Genomic DNA, 20,841 nt, shown 5'->3' on the forward strand with positions numbered 1-20,841 from the left:
GCCGGCGGTGAGGTGACCGGGTCGGCCACCTACCTCGCCGAGTCCTCCCCGGCGGGCCGACGCGGCTTCTTCGGGTCCTTCACGCCGGTCGGGGTCGCCCTCGGTGGCGGCACCGCGGCGTTGGTCGCGGGGGTCACCTCGACCCTGCTGACCGCCGAGCAGCTGAGCGCGTTCGGCTGGCGGATCCCGTTCCTGCTCGCGCTGCCGCTGGTGGTGCTCACCCTGATCGCCCGGCACCGGCTGGAGGACTCCGAGGAGTTCGAGCACAGCCGCGCGGCGGGCGAGCTGCCCAAGGCCCCGGTGCAGGAGGTGCTCACCCACCACCGGCGCGCGCTGGTGACCGTGCTGCTGCTGGCCACCGGGTCGAACGCGGGCTACTGGATCGGCCTGATCTTCATGAACATCTACCTGACCTCGGAGCTGGGCTACCCGAAGTCGAGCACGTTCTGGCTGATGGCCGCGATCGGGCTGTTCGTGGCGTGCCTGATGCCGCTCGCCGGAGCGCTGTCGGACCGCTACGGCCGCAAGAAGCTCATCGTCGCCGGGTTCCTCGGCTACTCCGTGCTGATCCTCCCGACGATGGCGTTGATGGGCACCGGCGACTTCACCCTGGCCGTCCTCGGCATGTTCCTGCTGGCCCTGCCGATGCCGGTCGTGCAGGCCGTCACCTACCCGACCTACGCCGAGCAGTTCCCGACCCGGGTCCGCTACACCGGCCTGTCCCTGGCCTTCAACGGCGGGACGATCATCGGCGGCGGTCTCACCCCGTTCCTCGCGACCTGGCTGACCTCGGTCACCGGCGACCCGCTCGCACCCGGCTACCTGCTGATGGTCGCGACGGTCGTCGCACTGCTGACCCTGCTCACCGTCCGCGAGACCGCCCGCCGGGAGCTGGCCCGATGACCGCCGCGACGACGGCGCCCGCCACCCCGGCCGAGCTGCGGGCACTGGCCGCCGCCGGGGGCTGGACCGGGCCCACCGCGGGCCTGTTCGGCGGGTACCAGCAGGCCAACCTGGTGGTGGTCCCGCAGGCGACGGCGTACGACTTCCTGCTCTTCTGCGTGCGGAACCCGACGCCGTGCCCGCTGCTCGGTGTCGGCGACACCGGCGACCCGGTCGTCACCGTCGGGGACACCCGGGTCGACGTCCGCACCGACTTCCCGCGCTACCGGACCTGGCTCCACGGCGTCGAGGACGGCGAGCCGACCGACCTGCGCGACCGGTGGCGCGCGGACTCGGTGGCGTTCCTGCTCGGGTGCAGCCACACCTTCGAGGAGCCCCTGGAACGGGCCGGGGTCCCGGTGCGGCGCAACCCGCGCTCGTCCGCGCCCGCGGTGTACGTCACGACCTGCCCGACCGTGCCGGCGGGCCGGGTGCACGGACCGCTGGTGGTGAGCATGCGCGCGGTGCCCGCCGCGCTCGTCGACCGGGCCGTCGAGGTGACGGCGCGCTACCCGACCGGGCACGGCGCGCCGGTGCACGTCGGGGACCCCGCCGCGATCGGGATCGCCGACCTGGCCCGGCCGGACTTCGGGCCGGAGCCGGTGGTCGAGGAGGGTGACGTGCCGGTCTTCTGGGCCTGCGGGGTCACCCCGCAGCTGGCCCTGCCCGGCTGCGGTGCCGAGTACGTGTTCACCCACGCGGCCGGGCACATGGTCGTGCTGGACCACTCCGTCGACGCCGCCGCGGGCGCCGCTCCGCACGGATGACGCCGCCGTCCCCCGCTCAGGCCGCGCGGGCGGGGGACGACGGTGCCGCGGGGAACAGTGCCGCGACCCGGGCCGCGGACGCCTGCGCCCGCGCCGTGGTCCCCAGCACACCGAGCACCACGACCACGACGGTCAGCGGCACCACGACCGCCCACGCCGTCGCCACCCCGGCGGCGGTGCTCGCCGCGGTGGCGACCACGGTCCCGCTGATCGCGACGCCGAACGACTGCCCGGCCTGCCTGCTGGTCGAGGCCACCGCCGCGGCGACGCCGGCCCGCTCGGGCGGCATCCCGTTCACCGCCGTGTTCGTGATCGGCGGGTTGAGCAGTGCGAACCCGCAGCCGAACACCCCGTGCGCGACGAGCACGAGCCACAGCGGGGTGGCGGGGGAGAGCTGGGAGAAGGTCAGCGCGACCGCCACCATCGCCGTCCCGCCGAGGACGAGCGGCAGCCGGGCCCCGCGCGCGGCGACCATCCGCCCGGCCAGCGGCGCGACCACCGTCGTCGCGACGGCGGCCGGCAGCAGCGTCAGCCCGGCCTGCAGGGCGCTGAGCCCCCGCACGTCCTGCAGGTAGAGCGCGGACAGGAACAGCAGCGAGCCGAACGCCGCGAACGCGCAGACCGCGATCACCGTCGCCGAGGTGAACGGGGCGCTCCGGAAGAACCGCAGCTCCACCAGGGGCTCGGGGTGCCGCCGCTCCCAGACGACCAGCAGGACCAGCGCGCCGACGGCCAGCGCCGCCAGCCCGAGCACCCCCGCCGACGACCAGCCCAGCCGCGGCCCCTCGATCACCGCCGCCACCGTCGACCCGAGCAGCGCCACCACCAGGAGCTGCCCCACCGGGTCGGCCCGCCGCGGACGGGCGGCCCGCGACTCCGGGACGAGCCGCGCCGTCAGGACCCACGCCGCCAGCACCACGGGGATGTTCACCCAGAAGATCGCCCGCCAGCCGACGGTGTCCACGAGGAGCCCGCCGAGCACCGGGCCGAGGCCCAGCGAGATGCCGACCATCGCGCCCCACACCCCGATCGCGCGGGCCCGCTCCCGGACGTCGGTGAAGACGTTGGTGATGATCGACATGGCGACCGGGTTGAGCATCGCGCCGCCGAGCGCCTGCACCACCCGCGCCCCGATCAGCCAGCCGACCGTCGGAGCCAGGCTGCACAGCAGCGACCCGATGCCGAACACGACGAGCCCGGTCCGGAAGACGCGGCGGCGCCCGACCCGGTCCGCCGTCGCGCCGGCCAGCATCAGGAAGCAGGCCAGGACGACGGTGTAGGCGTCGACGGTCCACTGCAGCTCGGTGATCGAGGCGTGCAGGTCCGCGACGAGCGCGGGCAGTGCCACGTTGACGATCGTGACGTCCATCGAGACGATCAGGATGCTGGTGCAGAGCACGGTCAGGATCAGCAGCCGGTGCCGGCGTCCGGCGGGACCGGCCGGCACGACGACGTCGTTCCCCACGGCATCTCCTTGTCCGGAGCTAACGAACTGGGAGCGACGATAGCCTGCCCCGCGGTGCCGGGTGCGGCGGTCGGGCCCGATGCCTACAGGTGGGTGGAGTAGAAGCCGGCGAGCCGGTCGACCGCGGCGTCGACGTAGGTGGGCTCGTCGTACATCTCGTAGTGGCCCGCCCCGTCGACCACCATGAGGTCCACGGGGTTCGGGGCCGTCTCCCAGAGCCGCATGCCGGCCTCGGAGGAGCCGGTGGTGCCGACGCGGCCGGCCAGGACGACCTGCAGGGGTTGGGTCATGAGCGGGTCGACCAGGTGGAACGCGTCGTACCCGAGCAGCAGGGAGTCCCCCCGCGCGAGGCGACGGTTCGTCGAGTACTCGCTCCCGCCCCGTCCGGTGCGGTAGTACCGGATCGCCTGTGTCGTGTCGATGTCGTCCACTCCGAGCGCGGCGGCCTCCTCGGCGTTGTCGGGGAGCCACTTCTCGCGGGTGAGGTGTCCTGCGCGGTTCTCGGCCGAACGGGCGTCCGCCATGGCGTCGAGTGCGGCGACGGGGCCGTCGGACGCGCCGCGGCGGAACGCGGTGCCGATGTCCACGGGGACGACCACGCCCACGGCCCTGATGCGGTGGTCGGTGCGGGCGGTGTGGACGGCGTACCCGCCACCGGCGCAGATGCCGAGCACGCCGATGCGCCGGGGGTCGATCCCGGCCGTGGTGTCCAGTGCGTCGAGCGCGTAGCTGATGTCCTCGCCCCGCCGGTACGGGTCCTCGAGGTCGCGCGGCTCGCCACCACTGCGCCCCTGGTGGGCCGGGTCGAGGACGAGCGCGGCGATGCCGCGGTCGGCGAGGCGGCGGGCGTACTCGGCGCCGATCTGCTCCTTGACGCTGCTGCCCGGGGTCGACAGCACCACGGCAGGCCGGGGAGTCGACCCGTCGGTGCCGGGGGGCAGGTGGAGATCGGCGGCGAGCCGGATGGGCCCGCGCGGGATCGTGATGTGCTGCAGTGGCACGGGAGCCCCTCCGTCTAGGGTCGACAGCGGTCGAAGTTCGACATGCAGGTAGTTCGACTTCGACTCTGTTCGACATCGTACGGAATGGGAGGTGCTCGTGTCGGTCGACGCCGCGCAGCTGTGGTCGCTGAACCATCGGCTGCTGACCGTCGTGCTGGAGGAGTGCGTCGCCGACCTGGCGGAGCTGGGCCTGGAGACGAAGGAGTTCTTCGTCCTCGCCGAGGTCGCCACGTCCCCCTACCCGGCCCAGCTCGCCGCGACGCTGGTCATCCCGAAGGCGAGCGTGACGGCGTACGTGCGCACCCTGGTCGGCCTCGGTTACCTGCGCCGGGAGATCGACGACGCCGACCTGCGCCGCCACCGGCTCGTCCTGACCGCCGAGGGGGAGGCCGCCCGCGACCGGGCCCTCGCCGCGCTGGCGCGGGAGTTCGACCGCAGGCTCGCGCGGATCCCGCCGCAGGACCGGGCCGAGCTGGCGCGGATCCTGCTCGCCCTGCTCGGGCCGGTGGGGTAGACCGCCGGGCCGGGACCTCGCAGGATCTCTCGTCGTGGGCCGGCAGCCCCGTGGCCCGCTAGCCTCGACGTGCCAGGCACGATCGACCCGTCCGGGACGGAGGCCGCGATGCGGATCATCGCGCTCGAGGAGCACTTCCTGGATCTCGACGTCGCGCGGGCGAGCAGGCCCGAGGCCGAGCGGCTCAGCCCCGGCTCCACCGCGGCGTACGCCCCCGGGACGGGGTACCCCTACACCCCGGCGCCCGAGGTTCTCCTCGATCTGGGCGAGGGGCGGATCGCCGACATGGACGCTCACGGCATCTCCGTGCAGGTCCTGTCCACCCTCTCCACCCAGCAGCTGCCCGCCGACGTCGCCGTGGAGCTCGTCCGGAAGGTCAACGACCGCACGGCGGCGGCCGTCGCGGCGCACCCGGACCGCTTCGCCGCCTTCGCCGCGCTGCCGACGGCCGTGCCGGAGGCCGCCGCCGACGAGCTCGCCCGCGCCGTCGGTGAGCTCGGGTTCGTCGGATCCATGATCAACGGCCGGACCGGGGGCGGGTTCCTCGACGAGCCCCGGTTCGACCCCGTCCTGCGGCGGTCGGCGGAGCTGAGGGTGCCCATCTATCTGCACCCGGGCGTCCCGCCGGTCGAGACCTCCCGGTCGAACTACGAGGGCGGGCTCGACCCGATCGTCACGGCCCGGCTGCAGACGAGCGCCTGGGGCTGGCACGTCGAGACGGGGACCCACTTCCTCCATCTGGTCCTCGCCGGGGTGTTCGACCGGTACCCGGACCTGCAGCTCGTCCTCGGCCACTGGGGCGAGATGGTCCCCTTCTACCTCGAACGGATCGAGGAGGCCCTCCCGCAGCGGATCACCCACCTGGACCGTCCGGTCGGGGACTACTTCCGGGAGAACGTCCACATCACCCCGAGCGGGATGTTCAACCAGGCCCAGCTCCGGTTCTGCGTCGAGACGGTCGGGGTGGACCGGATCATGTTCAGCGTCGACTACCCGATGCTGGGCAACGACGGCGCCCGGGCGTTCCTCCGCGAGGCGGACCTGCCCCCGCTCGCGATGGAGAAGATCGCCCACCTCAACGCCGAACGGCTGCTGGGGCTGCCGGGATGAGCACGGCCGGGAACCGTCGGCACCATGAGCTGCAGGGGACAGGACGAGCTGTGGGGGTAGGACGATGACGTCCTACCCCCACAGAATCGGTGGTGCGCCGTCAGGGACTTGAACCCCGAACCCGCTGGTTAAGAGCCAGCTGCTCTGCCAATTGAGCTAACGGCGCGTGCTATTCGGTTGTGATCGTGCGTGCGCCGTCAGGGACTCGAACCCCGAACCCGCTGGTTAAGAGCCAGCTGCTCTGCCAATTGAGCTAACGGCGCATGTGTACTTGTCCGTCGCACGGCTCTGCTGCTGCAGAATCGGCGACCGGGTGAGTGACGGGACTTGAACCCGCGGCCCCCTGGACCACAACCAGGTGCTCTACCAACTGAGCTACACCCACCATCGCGATCTCCCGGACTCCCGGAAGCGCTGGAGAAACTATAGACCGGGGTCCGCGGGAGCCCTCAGCCGGGGGTCGTACCGGTCTGCGGGGGTGCCGCGACGTGCGCGACCGCGGCCGCCGCGGCCTGCGCCTGCTCGGTCGTCGGACCGGGCGGGGCCACGAACAGCGCCTGCCGGTAGTAGGCCAGCTCGCGGATCGACTCGCGGATGTCGGCGAGCGCGCGGTGCGCGAGGCCCTTCTCCGGCTTGGCGTAGAACACCCGGGGGAACCAGCGCCGCGCCAGCTCCTTCACCGAGCTGACGTCGATCATCCGGTAGTGCAGGTACCCGTCGAGCTCGGTCATGTCCCGGGCGATGAAGCCCCGGTCGGTGGCGATCGAGTTGCCGGCCAGCGGCGCGGACCGGGCGTCCGGGACGTGGGTGCGGACGTAGTCGAGCACCATCTTCTCGGCCTGCTCGACCGTGACCGTCGCGCGCCGGACCTCCTCGGTCAGCCCGGACCGGGCGTGCATGTCGCGCACGACGTCGGGCATCGCGTCGAGCTTCGCGTCGTCGCAGGCGATGACGACGTCCACGCCCTCGCCGAGAATGTTCAGGTCGCCGTCGGTGACCAGGGCTGCGATCTCGATGAGGGCGTCGGACCCCAGATCGAGCCCGGTCATCTCGCAGTCGATCCACACCAGCCGATCGGTCATCGTCACAGCCTAGGTGACATCGGTGCGACGGGCGCGAGCCTCGCCCACCACCGTCGGGGGTGTGCCCTAGGCTCGCGCCGTGGCTGACGACACACCCGCTCGCACCATCGCCGCCGGATACGCCACCGACGGACCCGCGCTGGAGCTCGGCACCGTCCTCGTCGACGGCGTGTGCGACCCGCAGGCCAGGGTCCGGATCCCGCTCGCGACGCTGAACCGGCACGGCCTGGTGGCCGGGGCGACCGGCACCGGCAAGACGAAGACGCTGCAGGCGCTGGCCGGGCAGCTCTCCGACGCCGGGGTCCCGGTCCTGCTCGCCGACGTCAAGGGCGACCTGTCCGGCATGGCCCGGCCGGGTGAGCCGAACGACAAGGTCACCGCTCGCGCGACCGACACGGGCGACGACTGGGTCCCGACCGCGTACCCGGTGCAGTTCCTGTCCCTGGGCGACGGCGGCGTCGCCGTCCCGGTGCGGGCGACGCTGACCCAGTTCGGCCCGATCCTGCTGGCGAAGGTGCTCGGCCTCAACGCCACCCAGGAGTCCACCCTCGGCCTGATCTTCCACTGGGCCGACCAGCGCGGGCTGCCGCTGCTCGACACCAAGGACCTGCGCGCGGTCATCACGCACCTCACCTCCGACGAGGGCAAGGCCGACCTCAAGGGCATCGGCGGGGTCTCCCCGGCGACGGCCGGGGTCATCCTGCGGGCGCTGGTCAACCTGGAGGCCCAGGGCGGCGAGGAGTTCTTCGGCGAGCCCGAGTTCGAACCCGCGGACCTGATGCGTCAGGTCGACGGGAAGGGTGTCGTCACCCTGCTGGAGCTGGCCGAACGCGCCGCGAACCCGGTGCTGTTCTCCACGTTCCTGATGTGGCTGCTCGCCGAGCTGTACGAGGAGCTGCCCGAGGCGGGCGACCTGGACCGGCCCAAGCTGGCGTTCTTCTTCGATGAGGCGCACCTGCTGTTCACCGACGCCTCGAAGGCGTTCCTCGACCGCATCGAGCAGACCGTCAAGCTCATCCGGTCCAAGGGCGTCGGGGTGTTCTTCTGCACCCAGCTGCCCACCGACGTGCCGAACGAGGTGCTGTCCCAGCTGGGCGCGCGGATCCAGCACGCGCTGCGGGCCTTCACCCCGGACGACCAGAAGGCGCTGTCGCGCACGGTGCGGACCTATCCGAAGTCCGAGGTCTACGACCTGGAGTCGGCGCTGACCTCGCTGGGCACCGGTGAGGCGATCGTCACGGTGCTGTCCGAGCGCGGCGCGCCGACACCGGTCGCCTGGACCCGGCTGCGGGCCCCGCGCTCGCTGATGGCCGCCCTGCCGGTCGACGACGTCCGCGCCGACGCCGCCGCCTCGCCGTTGCAGGCGAAGTACGGACAGATGGTGGACCGCGAGTCGGCCTACGAGAAGCTCACCGCGAGCATCGCGGCCGGGCCGGGTGGCGAGGCGACGCCGGTCGGGGCGCCCGCCCCTGCTCCGGAACCGGGCCAGGCCCCGCCGCCCCCGCCGCAGGACTCGTCGGGCGGCGGGATCTTCTCCAAGATCGGGGACTTCCTGCAGTCACCGACCGGTCGTCAGCTCACCACCACGGTGACCCGCGAGATCACCCGCAGTCTGTTCGGGACCCGCCGGCGTCGCTGACCCGCGGCGGGACCCGGAACGGCGCGACCGGGTCCGGGGTGACCGCGGCCATGAGCGCGACGGCGTCGGCGGGGTCCAGGTCCAGCACCTGCACCGAGCCGCCGCCCGCGGCGGTGGTCGCCTCCAGCGTCAGCACCCCGGCGCGGCGCTGGAACAGGCTCTGCCGTATCCGCCAGCCGATGACGCCGTCGCGGCGCAGCGCGGTCGTGGTGCGCAGCAGTGACCCGTGTCGGGCGACGAGGTAGTGCTCGTCGAGTCGGTGGCCCAGGGCGCGGTAGCGGTCCAGCGCGAGCGGTACGGCCACCACGACCAGCGCTGCGCTGATCACCATCGGCCCGACCACGACCGGCCACACCGCGGCGTCGAACCAGGCGAACACCCCGAGGGCGGCGGCCGGGACGAGCGCAGGGCCGACCGCGCGCACCAGGCGCCGGGTCCGGGCCCGCGGCGGGTGCGCCCGCAGGGGGCCGTCCGTGACCGGGCCGGTCGCGCGGGTGGCCGTCGCGGCGACCGTGTGGGCGTGCGCGCGGCGCACCGGCGGGCCGAGCGCGCCGCTGCCGGAGTCGGCGTCGTCGCCGGCCAGGCCGACGGCCAGTGCCCCGGCCTGAGCGCCGCCACCCAGGGCCCGCACCAGTAGCGGCTCGGACACCGTCACCCCGCGCAGCCGCTGCTCGGACACCGACAGCGAGCGCTTGGTCAGCAGGCCGCGGCGCACCCGCAGCGTGCCGTCGGGCTCGCGGCTGAGCCGGTAGTCCCACCAGCGTTCGACGAACAGCACGATGCTGCCGACGACCATGACCAGCAGCAGGGCACCGACCGCGACGAGCACCGTCGCCCAGACCGGCGCGGTCGACAGTTCCCCGGCGACGGTGTCGGCACCGGGCAGCGAGCGCGGGTCGAGACCGGTCTCGTTCAGCAGGTTCCAGCCCGCGCCGGCCAGCGCGCCGATCGCGGCCAGCGAGCTGACCGTCAGCGGGGCGTAGCGCAGCGAGGACCAGTCGATCCGGTCGAGCTCCTCGCCGGCGGGCTCCTCCTGGTCCGCCGGGCCGCCGGCGGAGCCGTTCCCGTCGGCATCCCTCCCGTCGACCCCGACGGGCGCCGTCCCGGTCCCGCCGGGGTCGCTCCCGGTGGCGGCCGTCGCCGGGCCGGCCGCCGCCGTGGCGGGCCGGGCGAGCAGTTCGCGGCGCAGCCGTTCGGCCTCGTCGGTGGTGACGGCGTCGAGGTCGAGGCCCGCGTCCGACCTGCTCTGCCCGGAGCCGACCTTCACCACCGACAGCCCGACGATCCGGTGCAACAGCGGTGCGGTCAGGTCGACGGTGCGGATCCGGTCCCGCGGCACCGAGCGGCGCTGCCGGATCAGCAGCCCGCTGTGCAGCTCGACCCGCTCGTCGGTGATCCGGTAGCGGGTCGTGCGCCACCGCACGACACCCGCCGCGACGGTGACGACGACCGCCGCCCCCGCGATCCAGACCTGGGTCGAGTTGCCGCTGCCCGCACCGAACAGGACGAGCACGACCAGCGCGGGGGCCAGGCGCAGCAGCGCGGTGGCCGGGCCGACGAGCAGCATCTGGACCGGCAGCCGTCGCCACTCGACCTCGTCGGGGGGCGTGCCGGTGCCGGTGCCCGTGGCGGGTGCGTCGGGCTCGGTCACGTCGCGTCCCCGCTGTGCCGCCCGGTCGTCTCGGTGAGCCGTCGGGCGAGCTCGGCGGCGGCGTCGGCGTCGAGCCCGGCGATGCGGACCGGGCCGCGGGCCGACGCGGTCGTGACGGTCACCGTCGCCAGGCCCAGCGCCTGCTGCAGCGGCCCGTGCTCGGTGTCGACCGTCTGCACCCGGGGGATCGGCGCGATCCGCCACTCCCGGACCAGCCAGCCGGACCGGGTGTAGACGGCGTCCTCGGTCACCTCCCAGCGGTGCAGCCGGTACCGCAGACCGGGTACGACGAGCGTCCCGACCAGCAGCCACAGCACGGTCAGCACCCCGGTCGCGATCAGCAGCCCGTGCCAGGGGACCGCGGGCAGCAGGAACCACGCGACGACCTGGCCCACGAGCAGCACGAGAGGGACCGGCACCGCCGAGAGCCGCCACCACCAGATCGCGCGGGGGTCCAGCCGGTTCGCGGGTGGGCGCAACGGGAGCGGCAGCGCGTCGGTCGGGATCCCGGGTCCGGGGTCGCCGGTGCGGGGGCCGGTGGCGGTCATGGCCCCACTCTGCCGAACGGAGCGCGCCGGGAGCATCCGCGCGCGCCGTCGGGGCAGCACACTGTGGCCGAAAGTGGGGTGCAGCCGAGTGGCACACCAGCTGCACCCGTCGACCGGTGACGGGTACCTGGTGTGCCACTCGGCGGGCGACGACGGTCAGTGGGCCTGCGCGGACAGGTCGTAGACCGTGGTGCCGTCGACGGTCGTCGCGGTGTAGTGCTGCGCGACCCAGGCGGTGATCTCCGCCCCGGTGCCGCGAGCGCCGCCGGGGCCGCCCCGCTGGCCGCCGCTGACGAAGTACCGGATGTCGCCGTTCGCGACGTACTGCCGGAACTGGTCCAGGGTGGGGGAGGGGTCGCTGCCGGAGAAGCCGCCGATCGCCATGACCGCGGTGTCCCCGCCCGCGGCGAGCATCATCGACGCCGCGCCCTGGGAGCCGATCGTCGCCGCGGCCCAGCGGGCCGGACCCGCGTCCCGCAGCAGCGCGACGAGCTGCGGGCCGGTCCGCTCGGTCCCCGGACCACCGCCGAACATCCCGCCCGGCCCACCCGCACCGGTCTGTCCCGCACCGGTCTGTCCGGTACCGGGTTGCGCGGCACCGTCCGGGAGACCCCCACCGGCGTCGGCCGGGGCCCCGGTGGCCCCGGGCGCGGCGGTCCCGGCACCGTCGGCCCGGTCGCGATCGCCCCGCCCGTCGCGGAACCCGCCCGGGCCCCGGTCGGCCCCGGCGACCTCCGGCCCCGCGGTCGGGATGGAGCCCTCGTGCGGGGTCGCCACGGTCTGGACGGCGTAGGCCGCCGGCGCGGCCACACCGCTCAGGACCGCGACGCCGACCGCCACGGCGAGCCACCGCCGTCCCCGCGCGGGGGCCAGCAGCGCCGCACCGGACACGACGCCCGCCACCAGCACCACCCAGCGCAGCCAGGGCAGGAACTGCGGCGACCAGCCGAGCAGCACGAATGTCCAGACCGCGGTCCCGACGGTGGCGACGGCGAGCACCCCGCGGACCCACCGGAGGTCACGGTGTCCGAGCAGCTCGCGACCGCCGACCGCGATCAGCGCCGCGATCCCCGGCGCCAGCGCCACCGTGTAGTACGGGTGGACGATCCCCTCCATGAACGACAGCACCAGCACCGTCACCAGCGTCCAGCCGCCCCACACGAGCAGCGAGCCGCGGACGGCGTCGATGCGCGGTGCGCGGCCACGCAGCACCAGCGCCGCGACGAGCAGCAGCAGCGCCGCCGGGAGCAGCCAGGAGACCTGGGTGCCGAACGACGTCCCGAACATCCGCAGGAACCCGGCCTGACCGCCGAAGACCGCGCCGCCGGGGCCACCCGGGGGCATGCCGCCACCGCCGGGGGCACCACCCGGGAACGCACCGCCCGGGAACGCGCCGCCGGGGAACGCACCGGCCGCGGCGTCGCGCGCGGTGTCACCGCCCCGGCCACCCTCGCCGCCGACGATCCGGCCCAGCCCGTTGTAGCCGAAGGCCAGGCCGAGCGGGGTGTTGTCCCCGGACCCGCCGATGTACGGGCGGGCGTCGACCGGCCACAGCGCGACGGCGAGCAGCCACCAGCCGGCGCCGACGACGATCCCGGCACCCCCGACGAGCAGCTGCCACACCCGTCGCCACGGACGGCCGGGCGCGGCCCACAGCCAGGCCAGGGCCAGACCGGGCAGCACCAGGAACGCCTGCAGCGACTTGGCGAGGAACGCGAACCCCAGCACCAGCCCGACCGCGGCGATCCACCGGGTCCGGCCGTCCTCCAGACCCCGGACCAGCAGGTACGCCGCCAGGACGAGCAGCAGCGTGAGCATCGCGTCGGGGTTGTCGAAACGGAACATCAGCGCCGCGACGGGCGTGAGCGCCAGCAGCGCCCCGGCCAGCAGCCCGGCGCCGTGCCCGGACACCCGGCGGACCGCGGCGTACAGCAGCCCGACCGCGGCGACGCCCATCAGCGCCTGCGGCACCAGCAGGCTCCAGGACGAGAACCCGAAGATCCGTGCGGAGATCTCCATCGGCCACAGCGATGCGGGCGGCTTGTCGACGGTGATCGCGTTCTCCGGGTCGAGGGACCCGAAGAAGAACGCCGTCCAGTCGTTCGCCCCGGCCTGCACCGCGGCGGCGTAGAAGGAGTTGGCCCAGCCCGAGGCGGCCAGGTTCCACAGGTAGAGCGCGCCCGTCGCGACGAGCAGCGCGACGACCGAGACGGGTCGTGTCCAGCGGCGTGGACCGTCGGACGGGGGCGGAGGAGCGTCGGACCGGGTGGGGAACCGGTCGAGGGTGCTGGTCACGCGGCGGTCGCCTTCTCGAGCTGGGAGGGAGTGGACCGGGTGCGGAACACCCAGGACCGGAACAGGACGAAGCGCAGCACCGTCGCGACCAGGTTGGCCGCGACGATCACCGCGGCCTCGACGGCCAGGTGCGCGCCGGGGGCGAGGGCGCCGAGCACAGCGAGGGCGCCGGTGGTCAGGACGAGGCCGAGCGCGAACACGATGAGACCCTGGAACTGGTGGGTGACCGCGCGGTCCCGACCACGGACGCCGAAGGTGAACCGCCGGTTCAGCGCGGTGTTGGCGACCGCGCAGACCAGCAGCGCGACGACGTTCGCCGCGATCGGTCCGAGCGTCCCGCGCAGCGCGAGGAACAGCAGCAGGTTCGCCACCGTCGACGCGACGCCGATCGCGGCGAAGCGGGCCAGCTGGAACGGCATCGCCCGCGGCACCCCGGGGACCTCCGGCGGGGCCAGCGGCGCCCGCCCGAGCTGCGCGCGGACCTCGGCCAGCGGTAGCGCACCCGTCGCCAGTGCCCGGCCGACCCGCCACACGCCCTTCAGGTCCGCGACGGCCGTCGCCACGATGTCCACACTGGAGTTCGGGTCGTCGACCCAGTCGACGGGCACCTCGTGGATGCGCAGCCCGGACCGTTCGGCCAGCACCAGCAGCTCGGTGTCGAAGAACCAGGCGGTGTCCTCGACCAGCGGCAGCAGCCGCCGGGCCACGTCGGAGCGGATCGCCTTGAACCCGCACTGGGCGTCGGAGAAGCGGGCCGAGAGCGCGCCGCGCAGGATCAGGTTGTAGCTGCGCGAGATGAACTCCCGCTTCGGTCCGCGCACCACCCGTGACCCGCGACCCAGCCGGGTCCCGATCGCCAGGTCGGAGTGCCCGGACACGAGCGGGGCGACCAGCGGGAGCAGCGCGCCGAGGTCGGTGGAGAGGTCGACGTCGCAGTAGGCGAGCACGTCGGCGTCGGAACCGGACCAGACGTGGCGCAGCGCGCGGCCGCGGCCCTTCTGGTCCAGGCGCACCGTGGTGACCTCGGCGATCTCGGCGGCGAGGCGCTGCGCGATCTGCGGGGTGGCGTCGGTGCTGGCGTTGTCGGCGACGGTGATCCGGAACGTGTAGGGGAACCCGGAGGAGAGGAACTCGTGCAGGCGCCGCACCGAGGACTCCAGGTCGCGCTCCTCGTTGAAGACGGGGACGACGATGTCGAGCACGGTCCGGTCGCGGTCGGACGGACGCGCTCCGGGGCGTCCCGGGTGGGTGCCGGTTGCGGGGCCGGTGACGACTGTGGTCATGGGGTCGACGATCGGGTCCCGGGCTGTCGTGGTTGTGTGATCGACCTGTGCGTCGGCTGTGAGCCGGGCGTCCTGTCGTCGGGTCACGACGCGCCCAGGTCGTAGAGGGTGACGCCGTCGACCGTGCGGGCCGGGAACGTCGCCGCGACCCACTCGGCGATGAGGCGCGCGTCGTCGCTGCCGCCGGAGGCGGTGGAGATCATCCCGGTGCCCGCGGAGCCGATGAACCAGTGGATCCGGTGCTGCGCCACCATCTGCTGGAACTGCGCGAGCGTCGGGTAGAGGTCGGTGCCGTTGAACCCGCCGACGGCGAGCACCGGTGCCCCCGACGCGAGCTGGTAGCCCGCCGCCTGCATTGAGCTCACCGTGGCCGCGGCCCAGGTGAAATCGCCCGCGCCCGCCGAGATCAACCCCGTGACCTGCGACGACGGCGTGGGCGCGCCGAGGATGCCCCCGGGGCCGCCGCCGCGCCCGCCGGCACCGCCCGGACCCCGGGTGGGTCCGCCACCGGCCCACCGGGCGCCCGGCCCACCCGGCCCGCCCGGCCCGCCCGCCGTCGCGGCACCCGGTGCGCCCGCGGACGCACCGGACCCGGCCCCGGCCCCGGTCGCGCTGGCGCCCGCGGCCGCTCCGCTCTGCCCGGCCGCGCCCGCAGCCGCTCCGCCCGGTCCGGTCGCGCCCGGTGTCCCGGCGGCCCCACCGGTGATGGCTCCGGCCGCGCCGGACGCGCCGCCCGGGACGCCGGAGCCGGCCCACGGCCCGCGCATCGTGCCGTGACCACCCCGGCCCCCGCCCGGGCCGGACGCGTAGCCCGCCGGGCCGGAGCTCGGGATCGCCCCGGTGTGCGGCGTCGCCGCCGTCGCCAGCGCCCAGGCGGTCGTCCCGCCGGCGCCGGCCAGCAGCGCCGCGGTGAGCACCCCGGCCGCGAGCACCCGCGGCATCCGGTGCACCCCGAGCAGCGCGAACGCCGCGCCGAGCCCGACGACGAGCACCGCGGGGCGCAGCCACCAGAGCCATTCCGCGGGCAGCAGCTCGAACGCCCACACCGCCGTCGCCGCGACCGCAGCGGCCAGCCACCACCGGGCGGCCGCGGACGCACGGTCGTGCCACAGCGTCGCCCCGCCGATCCCGACCAGCGCGGCGACCGCCGGGGCGAGCGCGACGGTGTAGTAGCTGTGCACGATCCCGGCCATCAGGCTGAAGGTCAGCCCGGTGACCAGCAGCCAGCCGCCCCACAGCACGGTCGCGGCGCGCAGCGGGTCGGTGCGCGGTGCCCGCCGGGTCCGCCACAGCAGCACCCCGAGCAGCACCAGCGCCGCGGGCAGCAGCCAGGACGCCTCCCGGCCCATCTCCGAGCCGAACAGCCGCAGCAGCCCGGTCTCGCCCCAGCCACCGGCGCGTCCGCCCGCGCCTCCGCCGACGGAGCCGACCTCGTCGCCGGTGAGCCGCCCGACTCCGTTGTAGCCGAGGACCAGCTCCAGCACGCTGTTGCCCTGGGAGCCGCCGATCCAGGGCCGGTCCGCGGCGGGCCACAGCTCCACGACCAGTACCCACCAGCCCGCCGAGACCAGCAGCGCGGCCCCGGCGGCGAGCAGCGCCCGGATCCGCGGCCACCAGGCGAGCGGGGCGGCGAGCAGCCACACCGCGGTGAACGCCGGCAGCACCAGGAAGGCCTGCAGCATCTTGGTGAGGAAGCCGTAGCCGACCAGCAGGCCGACGAGCACCAGCCACCGGGTGCGACCCTGCTCGACCGCCCGGGTGAGGGCGTAGGCGGCGCCGGTCAGGACGAGCACGAGCATCGCGTCGGGGTTGTCGAAGCGGAACATCAGCACCGCCACCGGGGTGAGCGCGAGCGCGGCCCCGGCGAGCAGACCGGCCCCCGGCCCGGCGATCCGCCGGACCGTGGCGTGCAGCAACGCGACCGCGCCGACGCCCATCAGCGCCTGGGGCACCAGCACGCTCCAGCTCGACAGCCCGAACAGCCGCACCGCCAGCCCGATCGGCCACAGCGCCCCCGGCGCCTTGTCCACGGTGATGCCGCCGGCCGCGTCGGAGGCGCCGAAGAACCACGCCGACCAGCTCTGCCCACCGGCCTGCGCGGCCGCGGCGTAGAACGCGTTGGCCCAGCCCGAGGCCGACAGCCCCCACAGGTACAGCGCGGCCGTCGCGGCGAGCAGCACCGCGAGCGGCAGGTGCCGCCACCGGCGGGTCGGCGGGGGAGACGGGGTGGGGGCGGGCCGGGGCCGGGACAGGGTGCTCGTCACCCGGGCGACGCTGCTCCGCCGCGCTGTGCGGAGCCGGTGATCGACCTGTGAACCTCCTGTGCCGGTCCACCCCCGGTCCGTCGATCAGTACATGAGCGCGGTTCGTCCGCGCTGCGACAGCCCTCACGTACTGATCGACGTCGGGACGCCGGCATCCCAGCGGCGGTTGCGGCGGGCCGGTGCCGCGCGGGGTGGGCGGGCCCGGGGGAGGATCGACGGCGTGCCGATCTCCGCCCCGCTCCCGGCGTCGGTCCCGGCGGGCCCGCGGCTGGTGCTCCCCGGCTGGACCCCGGAGGTCGCCGCGGCCGTCGTCGCCGGGGTCCGGCGCGCCGACTGGGCGCCGGACTTCCCCGCCGAGGGCGACCGGATCGTCGCCCGGCTGCTCGCCCGCGACCCGGGCGGGCCGGGCTGGGGCGAGCTCGGCCACCGGCTGCTCGTCGAACGCGACGGCGGCACGGTCGTCGGCGGTGCGGGGCTGTTCCCCGCCCCCGACGACGGCCCGGCCGCCGTCGAGCTCGGCTACGGCGTGGTGCCGTCGCGGCGCGGCCGCGGCTACGCCGTCGAGGCCGCCGGCCTGTTGCTCGCCCTGGCCCGCTCGGCCGGGGCGTCGCCGCTGGTCGCGGGCGTCGAGCCCGGCAACCGGGCGTCGGAGCGGGTGCTGGAGCGGATCGGGATGCGTCCCACCGGGACCCGCGACGGCGTCGCCCGGTTCCGGCTCGACGTAGGGTCGGGGACGTGATCCGGCTGGTCGCGCTCGACATCGACGGCACCATCGTCCACGGGCGCAGGCCCCCGAGCCCCGCGGTCCTCGACGCGATCGCGCTCGCCGGGACCCGGGCCGAGGTGATGCTGTGCACCGGCCGGACCGTCGTCGGCGTGGCCGGTGCGCTGGACGCGATCGGGCTGCGCGACGGCGTCACCCTGACCTCCAACGGCGCGGTCGAGATGGAGACCGCGACCCGCCGGGTGCTGACGATGGAGCGGCTCGCCCCCGAGGCCGTGACCGCCGCCATCGACACGATGACCGAGCTGTTCCCGGGGGCGGTGTTCGCCTGCGAGCACGTCGGCGTCGGGCAGCGGGTCAGCGCCCCGTTCCCCGACGGCGTGCTCGCCGGCACCGTCACCGAGGTCGGCCGCGCCGCTCTGCTCGACGAGCCGACACCCAAGCTGGTCATGTACTGGCCGGGGCACGACCCGGCGGAGACCGCGGCCCGCGCCTCCCGGCTCCGGGTACCCGGCACCGAGCCGACGCTCGACCACGAGCTGCCGTGGGTGACGCTGGTGCCGGCCGGGGTGTCCAAGGCGTCCGGGCTCGCGCGGGTCGCGGCCCGGCTCGGTGTCGACCGCTGCGAGGTCCTCGCCGTCGGTGACGGCGACAACGACCGCGCGATGCTGCGCTGGGCGGGCCGCGGGATCGCGATGGGGCAGGCCCCGCCGGACGTGCACGCCGACGCCGACGAGTCCACCGACACCGTCGAGCAGGACGGCCTGGCCCGCGCCCTGGAGCGTGTGTTCGGCTAGTGCTCGACGGGGGTGCCGGCGACCAGCGGTGTCGCCGCCTCCAGGGCCGCCCCGCAGGACGGCGGCCGCGGCGGCAGCGTCGTGTCGGTCGTGACCGGCACCGTCCAGCTCCGGCCGTCGCGGGAGCGCACGGTGACCAGGTGCCCGTCCGGGCGCTCGCCGTCACCACCCACGCTCGGACCGGCGGCGTCGACCAGCAGCGCCGTGGCGTCCCCGATCCCGGTGTGCTCGCGCACGGCGAGCTCGGCGAGTTGGCCGACCGGGTCCAGCCCGGTGTGCCCGCGACAGCACCACGGGTCCACGCCGCCGCCGGCCGCGGCCTTCAGCGCGGCCAGCGCGCCGCCGGTGTCGAGGCGGCCGTAGGCGTAGCCGGTGGGCAGCACCAGCGCGGTCGGCGCGAACCGGTGCCCGCCGAGATGGGTGCACTCCCACACGTCGGCGCCCTCGGCGGCCAGGTCCCCGGCGAGCGCGCGGCCACGGACGGCGCAGCAGACGTCACGCCTGCCGTGCGCGCACACCAGCATCACCGGGTCGAGCACCGGTGTGCCCGCGCCCGGGTCGAGGTCGATGCCGGCGAGGTCGTCGGTGCTGCGCACGGTGCGCGACCACGCCCGTGAGCCGCCCGGGGTGAGGTCGGCGACGTAGACGGTGCGGGCACCGTCGGCGTCGCAGCGGCCCTCGCGGCCGGGGCGGCGGATCAGCAGCAGGATGACGTCGTCGGCGCGGAGCCGGTCGAACAGCGCGGACACGGCCGGGTCCGGGTGGTCGGCGACCTTCCGCGGCCAGGCGCCGATGTGCTCGACGGCGACGAGGCGACGCACGTGCGGCGCGGTGCCGGTCATCGGCTCGCCGAGCGCCTCGCTCAGCCCGGAACAGCCCGCGACGGGCGCCCCGGCGGGACCGCCGGGTGCGCCACGTGTCGCGGTGACCGTCATCGGGCCATCTTAGGGAAGGTTTGCCTGAGTTCAACCCGGACCGCCCGGACGGGTCACTCCCGGCCGGGCAGCTCGGCGCGCAGCACCTTCCCGGTCTGGTTGCGCGGCAGCTCGTCGAGGAAGTGCACGTCCCGCGGTGCGGCGAACTTCTCCAGGTCGGACTTCACCCGGCTGCGGATCGCGTCCGCGGTGACGTCGGCACCCGGCTCCAGCACCACCCAGGCGGCGAACCGCTGGCCGTACTCGTCGTCGTCCACCCCGAGGACGCAGGCCTCGCGCACCCCGTCCATCCCGGAGATGAGCTCCTCCACCGGGCCGGGGTGCAGGTTCTCCCCGCCCGAGACGATCATGTCGTCGGCCCGACCGGTGAGGAACAGCCGTCCGGGCTCGTCGAGGTGCCCGACGTCGCCGGTCCCCAGCAGCCCGTCGTGCTCCTCCAGGCCCTCCTCGCCGCCGGTGTAGCCCTCGAACGGCAGGTCGTTGCCGACGAACACCCGCCCGTCGACGCCTGCCGGGGCGGGCTGGTCGTCCTCGTCGAGGATGACCAGGGTGGTCCCGGCCGGGGCGCGGCCCGCCGTGCCGGGGGCGTCGCGCAGGTCCTCCGGTCCGGCGATCGAGACCCAGGAGACCTCGGTGGATCCGTAGAGGTTGTAGAGGCAGTCGCCGAAGCGGTCCATGAACCGGTTGGCCTGCCCGCCGGGCAGCGCCGACCCGGAGACGGCCACGATCCGCGGGCCCGCCGGGTCGTCCCGGCCGTCGCCCCAGCCCTCGGCGCCGGACTCCAGGACGCGCTGGAGCATCACCGGCACCGCGAACACCGTGGTGCACCGGCGCTCGCGCACCGCGGCGAGGAACCCCTCCGGGGTGAACTTGCGGCGCAGCACGACGGTCGCGCCGTGCAGCGAGGCGAGCAGCAGCCCGGCGTTGCCCCAGGTGTGGAACAGCGGAGCGGCGATGTGCGTCGGCTCGCCCGCGCGCAGCGGGATCGCCGAGAGGATCGACGCCGCCGGGGCGAGGGTCGACGGGTGCGGCCGCTTGGCGCCCTTCGGCGTCCCGGTGGTGCCGGAGGTCAGCACGATCTGCTTGGACGGCTCCGGCTTGAACGGCAGCTCGCCCGGTCCGCCCCGCTCCACCATCGCGTCGAGGTCGTCGAGCACCCGGTCGCCGGCCGGACGCGGCCCGTCGGGGGTGGAGGTGAGCACGACGCGCGGTCCGGGCGGGACGATGTCGAGGAAGTCCGGGTCGGCGACGAGCGTGTGCAGCTTCTGCTGCTCCTGCACCCCGCGCAGCTGCTCGGCGGAGAGCCCGGTGTTGACCAGTACGACGTCGGCGCCGACCTTGCCCGCCGCCACCATCGCCTCGATCGGTGCGCGGGCGTTGCGGCACAGCACCCCGACCGGGGCGCCCGGTCCGGCGCCCGAGTCGAGCAGGGCCAGCGCGAGGCGGTCGGTGCGTTCCTCCAGCTCGGCGTAGGTGGTGACCCCGTCGTCGTCGACGACGGCGAGCCGGTACGGGTGGCGGGCCGCCCCGACGGCGAACGCCGCGGTGATGCTGTTGCCGTAGCGCACCAGTGCCCGGCCCATCCCGTACAGCTTCCCGGGGCCGAGCGGGCGGACGACTCCCGAGCGGGTCAGGGCCACGGCGGCGCGGGCGGTGCCGCTGCCCAGCTCGTAGGCGGTGCGGGCGGTGCCGGAGAGGTTCTGGAGCAGCGGGGAGCCAGCCATGCGGCGCAGTCTGGCAGGGCGACCCGCCGGGCCGTCGGGTCCGGTGGGGGGATCTGTGTCAGAGGTCACTGAGTATGTCCGTCATGTTTCGTAGGGTGAA

General features: G+C 74.9%; 17 protein-coding genes and 3 tRNA genes. 7 read left to right on the forward strand and 13 right to left on the reverse strand.

All coding sequences use genetic code 11. From position 1 onward, the window contains the following. Nucleotides 1–12 precede the first annotated feature (12 nt). Both Ae717Ps2_RS05215 and Ae717Ps2_RS05220 read left to right on the forward strand, forming a co-directional pair. Nucleotides 13–903 carry an MFS transporter gene (locus Ae717Ps2_RS05215; protein WP_075333090.1) on the forward strand — a complete coding sequence of 297 codons (891 nt, stop codon included), beginning with the start codon at nt 13–15 and terminating at the stop codon, nt 901–903. Beyond that, nucleotides 900–1,709 (forward strand): D-glutamate cyclase family protein, encoded by an 810-nt coding sequence (locus Ae717Ps2_RS05220; protein ID WP_075333091.1) that lies wholly within the window; start codon nt 900–902, stop codon nt 1,707–1,709. The genes Ae717Ps2_RS05215 and Ae717Ps2_RS05220 overlap by 4 nt, the downstream gene beginning before the upstream one ends. Before the next feature lie 16 nt (nt 1,710–1,725). On the opposite strand, the gene Ae717Ps2_RS05225 is transcribed toward Ae717Ps2_RS05220, so the two are convergent. Further along, nucleotides 1,726–3,174, reverse strand: coding sequence for an MFS transporter (locus Ae717Ps2_RS05225; protein ID WP_255407894.1), 1,449 nt, complete (start codon nt 3,172–3,174; stop codon nt 1,726–1,728). An 83-nt stretch (nt 3,175–3,257) separates the two neighbouring features. Beyond that, nucleotides 3,258–4,175, reverse strand: a complete 918-nt coding sequence (locus Ae717Ps2_RS05230; protein ID WP_075307774.1) for an alpha/beta hydrolase — start codon at nt 4,173–4,175, stop codon at nt 3,258–3,260. 91 nt (nt 4,176–4,266) lie between these two features. Between Ae717Ps2_RS05230 and Ae717Ps2_RS05235 the strand changes: the two genes are divergently transcribed. After that, a complete protein-coding gene (locus tag Ae717Ps2_RS05235) occupies nt 4,267–4,689 on the forward strand; it encodes a MarR family winged helix-turn-helix transcriptional regulator (protein WP_233147456.1) in 423 nt (140 codons plus the stop codon). A gap of 108 nt (nt 4,690–4,797) precedes the next feature. Next, nucleotides 4,798–5,799, forward strand: coding sequence for an amidohydrolase family protein (locus Ae717Ps2_RS05240; protein WP_043280302.1), 1,002 nt, complete (start codon nt 4,798–4,800; stop codon nt 5,797–5,799). Nucleotides 5,800–5,889: 90 nt separating this feature from the next. Here the strand turns inward: Ae717Ps2_RS05240 and Ae717Ps2_RS05245 are convergent. The 4 genes from Ae717Ps2_RS05245 to orn all read right to left on the reverse strand — a co-directional run bounded on the left by Ae717Ps2_RS05245 (nt 5,890) and on the right by orn (nt 6,881). After that, nucleotides 5,890–5,965: transfer RNA gene (locus Ae717Ps2_RS05245), tRNA-Lys, on the reverse strand. A gap of 24 nt (nt 5,966–5,989) precedes the next feature. Then, nucleotides 5,990–6,062: transfer RNA gene (locus Ae717Ps2_RS05250), tRNA-Lys, on the reverse strand. A gap of 49 nt (nt 6,063–6,111) precedes the next feature. After that, a tRNA-His gene (locus Ae717Ps2_RS05255) sits at nt 6,112–6,184 on the reverse strand. Nucleotides 6,185–6,248: 64 nt separating this feature from the next. After that, nucleotides 6,249–6,881 carry an oligoribonuclease gene (gene orn, locus Ae717Ps2_RS05260; RefSeq protein WP_043280303.1) on the reverse strand — a complete coding sequence of 211 codons (633 nt, stop codon included), beginning with the start codon at nt 6,879–6,881 and terminating at the stop codon, nt 6,249–6,251. A 79-nt stretch (nt 6,882–6,960) separates the two neighbouring features. Between orn and Ae717Ps2_RS05265 the strand changes: the two genes are divergently transcribed. Then, nucleotides 6,961–8,520 carry a helicase HerA-like domain-containing protein gene (locus Ae717Ps2_RS05265; protein WP_075307772.1) on the forward strand — a complete coding sequence of 520 codons (1,560 nt, stop codon included), beginning with the start codon at nt 6,961–6,963 and terminating at the stop codon, nt 8,518–8,520. On the opposite strand, the gene Ae717Ps2_RS05270 is transcribed toward Ae717Ps2_RS05265, so the two are convergent. From Ae717Ps2_RS05270 to Ae717Ps2_RS05290, 5 genes are all read right to left on the reverse strand, one after another. Then, complete coding sequence (locus Ae717Ps2_RS05270; protein ID WP_075333092.1) at nt 8,483–10,171, reverse strand: PH domain-containing protein; 1,689 nt, start codon at nt 10,169–10,171, stop codon at nt 8,483–8,485. The two genes, Ae717Ps2_RS05265 and Ae717Ps2_RS05270, sit on opposite strands and share 38 nt — an antisense overlap. Continuing rightward, entirely contained in the window at nt 10,168–10,719 is a 552-nt protein-coding gene (locus Ae717Ps2_RS05275; RefSeq protein ID WP_075333093.1) for a PH domain-containing protein, read from the reverse strand. Before Ae717Ps2_RS05275 ends, Ae717Ps2_RS05270 begins: the two co-directional genes overlap by 4 nt. A 156-nt stretch (nt 10,720–10,875) precedes the next feature. Then, nucleotides 10,876–13,014 (reverse strand): glycosyltransferase family 39 protein, encoded by a 2,139-nt coding sequence (locus Ae717Ps2_RS39830; protein ID WP_075307766.1) that lies wholly within the window; start codon nt 13,012–13,014, stop codon nt 10,876–10,878. Further along, complete coding sequence (locus Ae717Ps2_RS05285; RefSeq protein WP_075329753.1) at nt 13,011–14,297, reverse strand: bifunctional glycosyltransferase family 2/GtrA family protein; 1,287 nt, start codon at nt 14,295–14,297, stop codon at nt 13,011–13,013. Before Ae717Ps2_RS05285 ends, Ae717Ps2_RS39830 begins: the two co-directional genes overlap by 4 nt. Before the next feature lie 83 nt (nt 14,298–14,380). Continuing rightward, nucleotides 14,381–16,561, reverse strand: a complete 2,181-nt coding sequence (locus tag Ae717Ps2_RS05290; RefSeq protein WP_075333094.1) for a glycosyltransferase family 39 protein — start codon at nt 16,559–16,561, stop codon at nt 14,381–14,383. Nucleotides 16,562–16,781: 220 nt separating this feature from the next. Between Ae717Ps2_RS05290 and Ae717Ps2_RS05295 the strand changes: the two genes are divergently transcribed. Together Ae717Ps2_RS05295 and Ae717Ps2_RS05300 are read left to right on the forward strand one after the other, a co-directional pair. Next, entirely contained in the window at nt 16,782–17,300 is a 519-nt protein-coding gene (locus Ae717Ps2_RS05295) for a GNAT family N-acetyltransferase (RefSeq protein WP_198932139.1), read from the forward strand. Then, on the forward strand, nt 17,297–18,082 hold the full coding sequence (locus tag Ae717Ps2_RS05300; protein WP_075307760.1) for an HAD family hydrolase: 786 nt from the start codon (nt 17,297–17,299) through the stop codon (nt 18,080–18,082). The genes Ae717Ps2_RS05295 and Ae717Ps2_RS05300 overlap by 4 nt, the downstream gene beginning before the upstream one ends. On the opposite strand, the gene Ae717Ps2_RS05305 is transcribed toward Ae717Ps2_RS05300, so the two are convergent. Next, complete coding sequence (locus tag Ae717Ps2_RS05305) at nt 18,079–19,017, reverse strand: sucrase ferredoxin (protein ID WP_075307758.1); 939 nt, start codon at nt 19,015–19,017, stop codon at nt 18,079–18,081. The genes Ae717Ps2_RS05300 and Ae717Ps2_RS05305 overlap by 4 nt on opposite strands. Before the next feature lie 53 nt (nt 19,018–19,070). After that, nucleotides 19,071–20,741 (reverse strand): AMP-binding protein, encoded by a 1,671-nt coding sequence (locus Ae717Ps2_RS05310; RefSeq protein ID WP_075333095.1) that lies wholly within the window; start codon nt 20,739–20,741, stop codon nt 19,071–19,073. Nucleotides 20,742–20,841 lie beyond the last annotated feature (100 nt).

The organism is Pseudonocardia sp. Ae717_Ps2 (assembly GCF_001932475.1).
GTDB lineage: Bacteria > Actinomycetota > Actinomycetes > Mycobacteriales > Pseudonocardiaceae > Pseudonocardia.